This window comes from Lysinibacillus agricola (assembly GCF_016638705.1).
Lineage (GTDB): Bacteria > Bacillota > Bacilli > Bacillales_A > Planococcaceae > Lysinibacillus > Lysinibacillus agricola.
This window is the reverse complement of record NZ_CP067341.1, coordinates 3,198,004-3,210,650: the sequence shown is the minus strand read 5'-3', so window position 1 is coordinate 3,210,650 and position 12,647 is coordinate 3,198,004. Positions and strand designations below refer to the sequence as shown.

Annotated in this window: 12 protein-coding genes and 2 pseudogenes; 10 read left to right on the top strand and 4 right to left on the bottom strand. The window is 32.6% G+C overall.

Translation table 11 applies throughout. From position 1 onward, the window contains the following. The first annotated feature begins 674 nt into the window (after window positions 1-674). Together FJQ98_RS15620 and FJQ98_RS15615 are read left to right on the top strand one after the other, a co-directional pair. Window positions 675-1,169, top strand: a complete 495-nt coding sequence (locus FJQ98_RS15620; protein ID WP_053597331.1) for a GNAT family N-acetyltransferase — start codon at window positions 675-677, stop codon at window positions 1,167-1,169. A 341-nt stretch (window positions 1,170-1,510) separates the two neighbouring features. Then, entirely contained in the window at window positions 1,511-1,927 is a 417-nt protein-coding gene (locus FJQ98_RS15615; RefSeq protein WP_053597330.1) for a tetratricopeptide repeat protein, read from the top strand. A 723-nt stretch (window positions 1,928-2,650) separates the two neighbouring features. Here FJQ98_RS15615 and FJQ98_RS15610 read toward each other — a convergent pair. Together FJQ98_RS15610 and FJQ98_RS15605 are read right to left on the bottom strand one after the other, a co-directional pair. Further along, complete coding sequence (locus tag FJQ98_RS15610; RefSeq protein ID WP_143115082.1) at window positions 2,651-2,926, bottom strand: hypothetical protein; 276 nt, start codon at window positions 2,924-2,926, stop codon at window positions 2,651-2,653. Between the two features lie 184 nt (window positions 2,927-3,110). Beyond that, entirely contained in the window at window positions 3,111-3,581 is a 471-nt protein-coding gene (locus FJQ98_RS15605) for a 3'-5' exonuclease (protein ID WP_053597328.1), read from the bottom strand. A 335-nt stretch (window positions 3,582-3,916) separates the two neighbouring features. Here FJQ98_RS15605 and FJQ98_RS15600 point away from each other — a divergent pair, with 335 nt between their 5' ends. From FJQ98_RS15600 to FJQ98_RS15575, 6 genes are all read left to right on the top strand, one after another. Beyond that, window positions 3,917-4,726, top strand: coding sequence for a putative periplasmic lipoprotein (locus FJQ98_RS15600; protein ID WP_053597327.1), 810 nt, complete (start codon window positions 3,917-3,919; stop codon window positions 4,724-4,726). 19 nt (window positions 4,727-4,745) lie between these two features. Then, a complete protein-coding gene (locus FJQ98_RS15595; RefSeq protein ID WP_053597326.1) occupies window positions 4,746-5,519 on the top strand; it encodes a hypothetical protein in 774 nt (257 codons plus the stop codon). A gap of 213 nt (window positions 5,520-5,732) precedes the next feature. After that, window positions 5,733-5,888 (top strand): hypothetical protein, encoded by a 156-nt coding sequence (locus tag FJQ98_RS15590; protein WP_158003114.1) that lies wholly within the window; start codon window positions 5,733-5,735, stop codon window positions 5,886-5,888. A gap of 497 nt (window positions 5,889-6,385) precedes the next feature. Then, window positions 6,386-6,523 carry a hypothetical protein gene (locus FJQ98_RS26870; RefSeq protein WP_246494225.1) on the top strand — a complete coding sequence of 46 codons (138 nt, stop codon included), beginning with the start codon at window positions 6,386-6,388 and terminating at the stop codon, window positions 6,521-6,523. Window positions 6,524-6,568: 45 nt separating this feature from the next. Further along, entirely contained in the window at window positions 6,569-6,952 is a 384-nt protein-coding gene (locus tag FJQ98_RS15580; RefSeq protein WP_053597325.1) for a MerR family transcriptional regulator, read from the top strand. Further along, the gene (locus tag FJQ98_RS15575) at window positions 6,949-8,139 is read left to right on the top strand and encodes an MFS transporter (protein ID WP_053597324.1); all 1,191 of its coding nucleotides are present in this window, start codon (window positions 6,949-6,951) and stop codon (window positions 8,137-8,139) included. The genes FJQ98_RS15580 and FJQ98_RS15575 overlap by 4 nt, the downstream gene beginning before the upstream one ends. Before the next feature lie 521 nt (window positions 8,140-8,660). Here FJQ98_RS15575 and FJQ98_RS15570 read toward each other — a convergent pair. After that, window positions 8,661-8,744 (bottom strand): annotated as a pseudogene (locus FJQ98_RS15570) (YitT family protein); the annotation flags it as partial. An 88-nt stretch (window positions 8,745-8,832) separates the two neighbouring features. On the opposite strand from FJQ98_RS15570, the gene paiA reads away from it, so the two are divergent. Further along, a complete protein-coding gene (gene paiA / locus FJQ98_RS15565) occupies window positions 8,833-9,351 on the top strand; it encodes a spermidine/spermine N(1)-acetyltransferase (RefSeq protein ID WP_053597323.1) in 519 nt (172 codons plus the stop codon). Between the two features lie 52 nt (window positions 9,352-9,403). Here paiA and FJQ98_RS15560 read toward each other — a convergent pair. Next, window positions 9,404-10,010 (bottom strand): annotated as a pseudogene (locus FJQ98_RS15560) (FMN-binding negative transcriptional regulator). Window positions 10,011-10,396: 386 nt separating this feature from the next. Here FJQ98_RS15560 and ltaS point away from each other — a divergent pair. Continuing rightward, on the top strand, window positions 10,397-12,349 hold the full coding sequence (gene ltaS, locus FJQ98_RS15555) for a lipoteichoic acid synthase (RefSeq protein WP_053597322.1): 1,953 nt from the start codon (window positions 10,397-10,399) through the stop codon (window positions 12,347-12,349). Window positions 12,350-12,647: the final 298 nt, after the last annotated feature.

Sequence of the window (12,647 nt, the reverse complement as noted above, 5' to 3'; positions counted from 1 at the left end):
GATGGCATTAATCTAATTAATAGTTTCTTTTGAAAAAAATATTCATGTTAAGTATTTTGAGATAAAGATTGTGCAGTTAGGAGGTGCGGAATTATGTATGTAGCACCAGTAAAAATGTCCTCATTGTGACTCAACAGAAGGGTTCTATACAAAGGATTATGTAAAAGGAAGTACCATTCATAGACATCATTTTGATGGTTCGGAAGCAGAAAACGGTGATTACTACGATTTTTTAGACCATAAAATAAGTAAATATGCTTACTGTTTAGATTGTAAAAAAAGATTGTTTGAAGTGGATGATTTAGAAGTAATTTAGTTAAATCAACTAGAACAATATGAGGAAATTAATAAATAAGGTAATCCACTACTTATTACAAATATCGAGAATTTCTGAAGAATTATACTTAAAATAAGGCCGTTTCTAAGATAAGCAAAACGCTATTGAACTCCCATGAAAGAACGTAATAATCTTTCATTTTCTGTGGTGTAGCGCTGGTTTTTGCGCTACATGGATGGCTAACGAGTAGCTTTTCTTGAAGATCATTGAGTTGCATATGCAGCTCTTTTTTTCTTATTGAATTAACGGAGCAGTTTAGCACAATTAGAATAGAGGTCTTGATAACCTTAATGTCGAAAAGAATGTATAAACGGTATAAAACACAAGGAGAGGTACTTTGAAAAAAATTAGGGAAGCAATAAAAGAGGATATGATAGAAATTTATAAGATGGGCTATGATGTTTGGGGAGATAATCTGCCATATGAAGAATATATAACTATGTGCCAGGATTCTAATAAGTATAAAAAGGGAAAGTGGTACGTTCTTGAAGCAACAGATACAAAGCAACTATTAAGTTCCCTCATCGTATATGAATTAAATCTTTCTGAAAACCAAATTGTAAAAGGGATTGGTTCAATCGCTACTCCCTTAAATTTAAGAAAAAACGGATATGCTTCTTTATTGGTCAAAGAAACGATAAATAAATTAGAACAGGAAGAAAAATGTAACAACTTTTTCCTTTATAGTGATATTGGGATAGAATTTTACAAAGGATTAGGTTTTATTGTACTACCTAATGATAGTCAAAAATATAAAGACAGTGTTTGTATGTATTACTCAAAAGAAAATGATATTGGCTCCATATCACTTGATATCCCCGATTACTTTTAATGCACAGCCTTATTGAAGTAACGGAGTGCTTTACTTGAAGATCATTGAGTTACATATGCAGCTATTTTTTCTTATTGAATTAACGGGGCGGTTAGTTGAAGAGTGTTGTTTAACTTGTGTTCAACAAACGGGCCTTCAGCTGGAGCTTTGTAAAAAAGATTGATCATTTATAATAAAATCTGATCGTTTATAAAAAAGATTGATCAAAAATCCTGTGTCGGTATGCAGGATTTTTTCTTGTTCCAGAAACGAGCCATTTTTTTGAATAACACTCAATATCGAAATTAGGAAAATTATGTTAAAATATACTGAAAGAAAGTACGAAATTGAGGAGGATATTATTGGATAATGAACTGATTAAACGCTATTATTTAAGGCTTATGTACGGTGAGATTAATGAGTATGAAGATGTTATAGACTACTTAACTGAATACTTGTATAATAATCCCAATGACCCTATTGTACTAAATAATAGGGGACTTGCATATGTGGAAATAGGTAAAAATGAAGAAGCATTTTCTGACTTAAAGAACTCTATTACGCTTAAAGCTAACGAAACTATTCCTTATAGAATCATCGCTGACTTATTGAAATCCCAAGATAAATTTGAATTAGCAATTAAATATTATACTACTGCGTTAGAACTTAATAAAGATAAAATTCCACTATATAAACTCAGAGCAAATTGTTATGAGCAAATTGGTGAAAGCGAATTAGCAAATCAGGATAATAAAGAAGCCGAAAAACTCCAGAAATGATACTTCTTTATTCAACAAATCAGCTAATAGAAGCTAGTTCGTTATTCCATTAAAGGGTGCGATTGTAAAGGAACACTATTAGGAAATGATCAAACTTTTTTATAAAAGTCTCAAACTTAGTTAAAACGAAAAGTTCCATTTTGATCAATCTTTTTTCAGAATGGAGCTTTTGTATTTGCTGTTAAATAAGGAATGAATAGCATTTTTAAATCAAACTATATTCCGAACTAACAACAGCAGCATAAACTAAACAACAACACTTGGAAGAGTTTCAAAGTAACCAATGCATATGTCTTTAATAAAATGAACCCCATTTCCTACAGTCATTTTGTTGATATAGAATACATATCTCAAAAAATATTATTAATAAAAAATGTCTGCACATGATGGAAAGCAGACATTTTTTTGTGAAGGATTTCTAATGTGCAATAAAAAAGTAAATTGCCTTAGGTACTAATTGTAATTGTTCGTTCATAACTTAAAAATGAGTTGCTGACCATTGTGAGGATCATTCGAAAGATATTGTGAAACAACAAAATCTAAGGAAATTGATGAAAATAGCAAAAGCTTTAATCCTGAACGTAAAAATATAACGAGAGTATATGTTCTCGGTATATCTCAGTAGTGCATTTTTATTGCCTCCTGTTATCAACTACAGCGATTTTTTTCTGTCCATCTTCTTCTGCATAAATGATAAAAACTTTAACAATATTATTGACATAATTAACTACCATATCCGGTGTATGTAGCTGTTACACGATTTCTTAGACCAACACAGTATTCAAGGAAAAATTGAGCTATAGCTGGTGTGTTGATTTCATCTATGAATATAGGAATAAACGGCATAAAGCGATCGAACTCTCGTGCATCTTCATATGACTTCACCGTATTTGATTTGAGCTCCATTAATTGAGGAGCTAGACTTTTTAAGTCTAAGTCATCCCGGTCCTTAAAATACCTGCCGTCTTCGTTGCTCAACCGTTCTCGTAGTATAGTCATAAGGAGAAGTCTGTTCATCTGTTTATCATTCCCGATTACCAGGATGTTCTCGTTCCCTTTTGCTAGATCTTTTAACTCACATTTCGCATGTGAAAAATTCTAATTCCTAATTTTTTGAAGGATTTCGCCCTTTGATATTGAACTTTACAGTAAATATCGATGTGGAAGTAAATTTTATGTCTGATCAGGTTCTTACCTTGGATGTAGGGCCGGCACAGTTGTTATCCAACCTTATGGACGAAATCAGATTTGAAGAAATCATCAATGAGTCGGTTAATTGGGACCGATGCTTATCTTCTACATCATCTTTGGAAGGGATTACACCCTGCATCAAATCAACCAAGTATACGTTTTTAAACTCTAATCCTTTTGAGCTATGAAAGGTAGAAAGTGTAACTGCATTTTCGTTTTTCTTGAATTTGGAGGCATTCATGATTTCCTCCAACTGTTTTAACCGGCCGGCGAAATCCTCCATGCTTTTGAGCGGAGCGGCGATTTCCTCCAAAGTATAAATAATCCCCATCAGGTAATCTTTATTAAACTTTAAACTTTTCGCGATATTTTCCAATTTCCCATCATAGCCCAGCTGGTACCGAATAATCTTGATTACCTCATGCGGCCCTTGTGTAGTGGTCTTGTTTATGTTCCTTAACAAGTTCAGTCAGTTTTTGAATATTTAAGGGTGATACCCATTTACAAAATGACGAAATTTGTGTATTCTTGTCCATAACGGTAATCTTTTACTATTGGATTTGGATAGGAACCCCTGTACTTCCATTGTAAAGGATTTTTTTTGTTTAAACATATATCTATTGAAGATTGAAAATTATTAGTATTTCGAATCATATGATTTAATTAATGCAATGCTAGTGATAGTATCTATTAATATGATTTTATAAATACTAACTCCCTAATTATCTTAATATTCACATTTCCAATTAAGTTTTTTTTGATAGCTTGAAATTTTAAAATGAGGAGATTTTTTTTATAATGAAAAAACTTTTTGGTATAGTCTTTTGCGTAATGCTACTAACAGCATGTAGTAGTAATAATAGTGCTGTTCTAAAAGAAGAGAATAATGAAAAAACTGCTGAAACAGAGGTTGAACAAGAAGTTGTTGATAACGAGGAGGAATCTGAGAAAGAAGTCGGAGAAGAAAATACTGGTGCCAATCCACCTTTACCTGTTTCCTGTGAAGGTATTTTATTTGAAACAGGAGCTGTTATTGATGGTAAAAATTTAGCCACATGTATGGGAGATGCCATGGTAGCAGCGGGTAGTGGCTCACATAAAGTCATCTCATCTAATGCCACTTCAAAGGTAGATTTCAAGTGGACCCCTGATTTTTCGATGTATGTTGAAAGTGAAGATAGCACAGTGATTGTTGATGGCGATAAAGGGTGGATGAAAATCCCTGGCGGGGGTTGGGTGGAGGAAACAGATGAACCAAATGATGCAGATGAAGTGATTGCTTCTAATGTAGTGAAATTGACGCGTGTTTTTGGTTACCCACTGACTATTGCTGAAAACTTTGCACAATCACCTACTTGGCATGTCGTTGAGCAAGGTCCTGTGCCTGATGCAGATGCCTTTGTTGATACAGCTTGGCATCTCGCTCCAGAAGGTCCAATTAATGTAGGAGGAGCTGTACTCACAGATGTCCAGCTTTGGGTCACAAGCAATTATTTAGGTGCATATTACATTGCCACAGCTACAATAAGTGGGTTATCCGATACAACAAGCAATACATTTTTACAATGGGGAGAGCCTGTGGACATTCCATCACCAACGGCTAACTAATAAAGGAGATACAATCACAATGAAAAAAATACTTATTATGTTACTCAGCACAGCGTTACTACTTGTAGCTTGTAACAATAGCTCAAACGAGGAGCCAAATAAAGAACCCGCTGAGGAAACAAACAAGAACGAGGTTGAAATAGATAACAACAATAATCAAATAGATGAAGAAAAAATTCAATATGTTGATTTTCAATCGGCTATACCGGCTGAATGGCAAGTTCAACTTCCTACAAATTACCCTATAGCAGAAGATAAATTTTTAACAGCAAAAACGACGACTACAGAAAATGAAATTACATTCGAATTTTATGAATTTGATAAAGAAGTAGCACTAGATGCACCGAACATAACAGATGGCTACTACATCGGACAATTAACTGTTACTCGTTATGAAGATGAATTGAAAGCAGATGATGATGTAAAAATACAGCTAACATTACACGATGATTATGTTGCTGATGCGGGTCCGGAATTAATTTATCCATTCATTGCTGGCGACGAAAGTGTCGTCAACTGGACAAATAATAGCGGATGGTATGTTTTTGCTTATTCAAGAGAAAAATCCGAGCAAGAGCTGGTTGAATGGATTAAAGAAAAAGATTTAGTAAGTGAAATAACAAATGGTACAGAAAGTGGCTACTACCCAAGACCACAAATTGTAGGACAAATGCACTTTTATGCAGATGATAAAACGAAAACATTTGTCACTTGGGCAGAAAAGGAAATCGTCTTTACCTTAAAGGATTTTAGCGAAAATACTTTAGATTGGCTTCATGTATTTAGTAGATAACTTAAGAGGGTGTCGAGAAAGTAGGCTATTCAGCTTGCATCCCTAATGAAGTTGATAATTAGAAGGGTACATTTGTTAACGAACTCATTTAATGTTCCTTTAGATAATGAAAGAACTATTGGGTATTCTAATAATGGATTGGAACCTTCTTGACTAAAGTTAGGGGCAAATATTTTTGAAAATTCCTTGTTTGCACAAAGAGTTACCCACGAAATGGCAAAGAAAGAGCGAATTAAAGTAATTTTGTTTGTTGTGGTTTTAGTTGTAGCACTAATGTTTAGAACAACAGAAATAGAGCTAATCTCTATACTCGCACAAACAGGGGCGTCTGATGGTGTTCTTTTGATGTCACTCGGTACACCGAACTAGCAGACCATGCTAGAAAACTTATCAGGCAACAGACCGCCCTTAAAGTGCCACAGTTGGTGATTTTATTAAAATGGTAACTAAGCAACAACATTCGGAAGAGTTTCAGAGTAACCAATGGCTTTACAAAGTTTGGTTATAAGTGAAATGATACCATTCCTAAAATCCATTAGATTCATAGGGGTGAGATGATTTCTTATTGGATATTTATATTATTTTGACTATGAGGATTGTGAAGAAATGCACTTAAACTCCCATGAAAGAACTTAATTATCTTTCATTTTCTGTGGTGAAGTGCTGTTTATTGCGCTTCATGGATGGCTAACGGATGCGTTTGTTGAATAAGAAATATAAACTTATTATTCATTTTTTAAGGGATAAATAATTATTGGATGTAAACGAAAAAACTTAAAGAGCCTTGCTACTTATAATTTGTAGTAAGGCTCTTACCTTTTTAATTAAAATTAAATAACTTTATTAAATGAAAATCAAAAGAGGGTATGAGTTATAAAACAGTAGCGAAAGAATTAGATATTGATCATTCAATGGTAAGACGTTGGGTTTCAGGCAAAAGACATTTGTTCATATGTTCATTTCTTGTGAAAAAAATAAAAGTCATTGACCCTGACATGGTGTAATACTTTATTATTGCAGTAACAACACTAAAAAAGGAGGGAACACCAATGATGATAGGGGAGCTTTCGAAGAGAACGGGAGTGAGTGAGCGTTCGTTACGATATTATGAAAAAAAGAGACTAATTAGTCCTTCTAGATTAAAAAATGGTTATCGTGAATTTAGAGAATCAGATATCGAGAAAGTGCAAGCTGTTCAGCTGTTTTTGGAATTAGGGTTAAACACTGACGAAATTTATCCTATTATTTCTTGTAATAATTTTCAAATAGTTAAAAATAATGGATGTGCAGATTCAGCCATCGAACTGTACTCAAAAAAATTAATAAGTGTACGTGAACAAATCCAACATCTCAGGGGCACTGAACAGCATTTAGAGACACTTCTTAAATTTTGGCAAGAAGAAAAGAAAAAAGAGGAAGAAGGGATTAATTGAACTATCGTCTACTTATATTAGTACTCGGAACTTTTATTATAGGAACAGATGATTTTGTTATTGCAGGTTTGTTACCTAGTATTGCGGATGATATGAATGTATCAATTGCAACAGCCGGACAATTGGTCACTGCATTTGCAATCGCGTATGCAGTCGGTGCACCAGTTTTGGGAACTCTAACTTTAAATATACCTGTAAAAACTTTATTAGTCGTATCGATGATTGTATTTACGATCGCAAATTGTCTTTCTGCAATTGTGACTTCTTTAGAGTTATTATTTTTAACAAGAATATTGGCTTCCTTAGCCGCCGCAGTGTTTACGCCCTTAGCTATGGCTGCATCTACAAGTTTAGTTCCCGACACAATGAGAGGAAAAGCTTTGTCATTTGTAATTGCTGGTATAACAGTAGGATTAATTCTAGGGGCTCCCATTGGTACATCAATTGGAAATGCTATAACTTGGCGATATTCTTTTGTATTTGTAGCAGTAATTTCTTTAATAACAGTTATAGGAGTTATGATTTTCTTACCTAAAATAGAACGGGAAGCATCATTGAGTATTAAAGAAAGATTAAAGAGCTTCAACAAGATTATTATTCTAACATTAAGCGTTAGCATTATTAGTACAACAGGTGGTTTCATGACTTACACATATATAGCACCAATAATTACAGAAATTACAAGCGTGGAAAATATAAGTATTTTCTTATTTTTATTAGGAATAGGTGCTTTGTTCGGTAATTTGGTCGGGGGATACTTAACTGATCGAATTGGTGCTCCAAAAACACTTAAATTATCACTTTTTGGATTTTCAATTTTATTAGCGGTGTTCTCATTGTTAATGTTACTAACTCCATCCACATTATCAATAATTCTTGTAGGACTAGCTAGTTTATTATGGGGGATTCCTGGTTTCGGAATGAATCCAGCTCTTAATTCATTCCTAATTTCTTTAAATCCTTCACAAGCGTCAATGATTTTATCCTTCAGCGCTTCAGCCCTATACATGGGGATAGGTCTAGGTGCAATAGTAGGTGGAGGAGTAATTAGTATTAGTTCAATTAATTATGTTGGTATTGGTAGTGCCATTTTAGTAATTGTAGCATTAATAATATTTGTTTTGGTTAATAGAGCAACAGACAAAAAAGCTAGTATTAGTAATCAAAATTATTCAGGACAGTTTTGATATTCCATAGTAGCTTTAAAGTAGGTAGTTTAATAGGGAGATTCCACTAGAATAAATACTAGTCAATTTTTATAACTGTTAATAATCATTTACAAAAAGTCGATTCCTTAGCGCATAGTAAGGAATACGACTTATTTAAGTTGAAGTTATTCTATTTGTATTCTTATTTGTTTCTTTTTTTGCGTATGTTCATCTAACATCTAATTCTTTGTTGTCTATAAATTTAATCAATAAAACAAAAAATGACGTAGTTAGTTGTTCATTAGATTTCTATTTTGTAGTAAGACTCTTACATTTTTGATTAAATAACTTTATTCATTCTAATCAAAAGAGGGTATGAGTTAAAAAACCATTAGCGAAAGAATTAGGAATTGATTATTCAATGGTAAGACGTTGTGTTTCAGGCAAGAGACTACTAAAGTGCCACGGTAGAAAATTTTGTCTATTTGTAATATGTTATTAAACAACAACATTTGGAAATGTTTCGGAGTAACCAATGTCTTTAAGGCGTTACTTCAAAGTGAAATGCCAAGGGTAGATTGAATAGTGAAAGATATCCCCAATGTTAAGATTAAAATGCCTACTACATAAAATGCATATTTCATATTTAATACCTCTTTTAGTTATTTTTATTGCAAATACAATAAAAATAAATTAAATTTATAGAGAGTTAACTATAAAGGAGTGTAATCAATGACAGTAAAATTTAGTAAGTGTAGTATAGGAGATTTAATAAAACTTCAAGAAGTCAGTATCGAAACATTCCATGACACATTTAAAGATCAGAACTCACCTGAAAATATGAGAACTTATTTAGAGAAAGCATTTAATACTATACGGCTGAAGAAAGAATTGTCCAATCCAAATTCGGAATTCTATTTCATCTATTACAACGAAGAAACTGCTGGCTATTTAAAGGTAAATGTCAATGCGGCTCAATCAGAACAAATGGGGGATGAATCACTAGAAATTGAAAGAATTTACATTAGAAATAAATATCAAGGAAAAGGACTTGGAAAACTTTTAATCAACAAAGCGATGGAAATAGCTGTAGCACAAAACAAAAAAAACATCTGGTTAGGTGTTTGGGAAAAGAATGATAATGCCATAGGTTTTTACAAGAAAATAGGTTTTATCCAAACTGGGGCTCACTCTTTTTATATGGGTGTTGAAGAACAAATTGATATCATCATGACAAAACCACTTAAATAAAATATTTATGGCAGAAACGTTGACATAACAACATTTCTGCCTTCTGTTTTAGTCATTTTCTATTTTTCTTCATGGCTTCTGCCACTGCAGAAGCATTAGGATCCTTAAAGCTCGCTTATAATATTTGCGTAATCAGTAGCATTACGATTTTGACTTAATTTATAGGCAGCTTGAACTTCTTTTTTTTTAATTCTCAATCCTTTTATTCTTTTTATCTCTTGTTGTAACATTTCAGGAGAAAGTTTATCCCACAATACAGAATTTTTACAGAATTTCTCATATTTTTCAAGTAAATTAGTTAAATCCTGTTCTAACTCATTTCCTTCCATGAGACTTGCTTTTCCATAAACATGAACTGATTGATAATTCCAGGTTGGCACATTTTCATTTTCATATCAAGAAGAAGAAATATACGCATGTGGACCATTAAATATAACTAATATTTCATCTATGTCCTGAAAAGTCCTCCAAAGAGGGTTTCCATATGCAAAGTGACCTGTGAGGTAATATTCATCCTCAATTTTATTCAATAATAATGGTACATGGGATGCTATTGGTTTTTCTTTTCTTATTGAAACAATTGTTGCAAAGGAATTGTCTTTAATAAATTCTGAGAAGGTTCCGTAAAGCTTATACTTGATTAATAGAGGAAAGCGAATTTTTATATTTTGGTGACCCTACTACTTCTAAAACTTTGTACACCATCAACACTCACCACATTGTGAAACGGTTGCGTGGTTGAACTTAACGGAGATATAACAGAAAAAGTTATGGCTTAAAATCCCCGAAAATGTTAGTTAAATAACTAACGTTTTCGGGAGTATTTTTATGACGAGATTTATGATTGTTGGAAATAATTATACTAATTGTCTTTTATGATGTTTAACAACTTGACAGAAGTCTAAATGGGGAGTAATATACATAAGCTACGAAAAAGCTATTGTGAAGTAACATTTTTTCAAATGCAATGCAATACAAAAATACTTATAATCTAAGTTAATATACACTTAGATTTAAATTTAATAAGTAAAAGGTAGGTGCAAAAATGAAAAATTTAATAAGTAAAAAAGATAACCTATTAAACAACTTTTTAGGGATATATATATTAGCTGTTTTAATGTTATGGATTAAAACATACATCGCTCAAACAGCACAATTTAAACTAGGCGTAGAAGGATCGCTTCAACAATTCCTTTTACTAATAAATCCACTAGGTTCCGCAATGCTATTTCTAGGATTTTCATTTTTATTTAGAGGAAAGAGAAAATATACATCACTAGTTGTAGTTTACACTCTGATGTCTATTCTTTTATATGCTAATATTGTTTATTACCGATTTTTTAGTGATTTCATTACATTGCCTACGATTTTCCAAACACAGAACTTCGGAGATTTAGGTGGTAGTGTTCTTTCTTTACTAAAGCCTTATGATATCTTGTTCTTTGTGGATGTATTTGTAATGTTTTACCTACGATTCTCAAGAAAAATACAAAAAGATACCAATCGTTTTGGATATAAAAAAGCAACGGCAATCATTACTTTTGCATTAGCAGTATCAATCCTAAATTTAGGACTAGCTGAATCTAATCGTCCGCAACTACTAACTCGAGGTTTTGATAGAAGCTATATTGTGAAATATCTAGGAATGTATAACTATACGATTTATGATTCAGTAGAAACTATGAAATCATCTTCACAGAGAGCTTTGGCGGATAGTAGTGATATTACAGAAGTGATTAACTATACAAAAGCTAACTACGCCAAACCTAATGCAGAATATTTTGGTGGAGCAAAAGGAATGAACGTCATCTATTTACATTTAGAATCATTCCAAAACTTTCTTATCAACTATAAATTAAACGGTGAAGAAGTTACACCATTTTTAAATTCATTAACAAAAGATAAGAATACTATGTATTTTGATAATTTCTTCCATCAAACAGGTCAAGGTAAAACTTCTGATGCAGAATTTATGCTGGAAAATTCTTTGTATGGATTACCACAAGGATCTGCTTATATTACAAAAGCACAAAATACGTACCAAGCAGCTCCTAGTATTTTAAAAGATTATGGTTATACATCGGCTGTATTCCATGGTAATAACGGAAGCTTCTGGAATCGAAATGAGATTTATAAATCATTTGGATTCGATCACTTCTTTGATGCTAGTTATTATGACACTGGATCTTCAGAAAACATGGCTGAATATGGTTTGTTAGATAAACCATTCTTTAAACAATCTGAAAGTCTTTTAAGTTCGTTACCACAACCTTTTTATACGAAATTAATTACGGTAGGGAACCACTTTCCATATAAAATGAATCAAGACTTAGTAACAATTAATAAAGCTAATACTGGAGATGCAAGTGTAGATAATTATTTCCAAACAGCACGTTATGCAGATGAAGCAATCAAACAAGTGTTCAATCAATTAAAAGAATCAGGCTTATATGATAATTCGATGATTGTTCTTTATGGTGACCATTACGGTATTTCAGATAATCATAATGACGCGATGGAACAAGTCATTGGAAAAGAAATTACACCATATGAAAGTGCTAATTTACAACGCGTACCATTATTTATACATGTTCCAGGAATGCAAGGTGGAACCAACCATACTTATGGTGGCCAAACAGACCTTCTTCCAACGTTATTACATTTACTAGGAATTGATACGCAAAAATTTGTTCAATTTGGTTCCGACTTATTATCAAAAGAGCATGATCAAATTGTACCATTTAGAAATAGCGATTTTGTCAGTCCTACGATTGATTCAATTAATGGGAAATTTTATGATAATGAGACAGGTTTACAACTAGATGATAGTCAATTAGAGTTTGCGAAAACTATCAAAAATAAAGTAGATCGCAAATTGGAATTATCTGATAAAGTCGTGAATGGTGACTTATTGAGATTCTATACGCCAAAAGGTTATACGCCAGTTGATCCTTCTCAGTATAATTACTCCAAAGATGCGAATGTAGAATCTAATTAATTGTTGCAATTTGCTAGGCAGTTCAAGAAGATGTGTTTGATATCAAAGAGTTTATTATCCGATTGCTTTATGGTATCTTACCGTTAACTTGAATTGTAGATGTTATATTAATTTTTTAATAGACCTCTTTACGTTTAAGTGCATCTGATAAGGCAGCAAATATAGTATTAGATATAAATAGCTAACTCTATTGATTGGAATAAGGATGATAACCTACTTTACATCTTTAGACGATTTCAAATCAAGCGTTACACAATAATAGAAAGATTGAAAGGCTTAGGAGTTATTCCTAAGCTTT

Coding starts and splice junctions, on each gene's coding strand:
- FJQ98_RS26870 (WP_246494225.1), top strand. CDS start 6,386: ATGAGTTATAAAACAGTAGCGAAAGAATTAGATATTGATCATTCAATG.
- ltaS (WP_053597322.1), top strand. CDS start 10,397: ATGAAAAATTTAATAAGTAAAAAAGATAACCTATTAAACAACTTTTTA.
- FJQ98_RS15595 (WP_053597326.1), top strand. CDS start 4,746: ATGAAAAAAATACTTATTATGTTACTCAGCACAGCGTTACTACTTGTA.
- FJQ98_RS15590 (WP_158003114.1), top strand. CDS start 5,733: ATGGCAAAGAAAGAGCGAATTAAAGTAATTTTGTTTGTTGTGGTTTTA.
- paiA (WP_053597323.1), top strand. CDS start 8,833: ATGACAGTAAAATTTAGTAAGTGTAGTATAGGAGATTTAATAAAACTT.
- FJQ98_RS15600 (WP_053597327.1), top strand. CDS start 3,917: ATGAAAAAACTTTTTGGTATAGTCTTTTGCGTAATGCTACTAACAGCA.
- FJQ98_RS15610 (WP_143115082.1), bottom strand. CDS start 2,926: ATGACTATACTACGAGAACGGTTGAGCAACGAAGACGGCAGGTATTTT.
- FJQ98_RS15580 (WP_053597325.1), top strand. CDS start 6,569: ATGATGATAGGGGAGCTTTCGAAGAGAACGGGAGTGAGTGAGCGTTCG.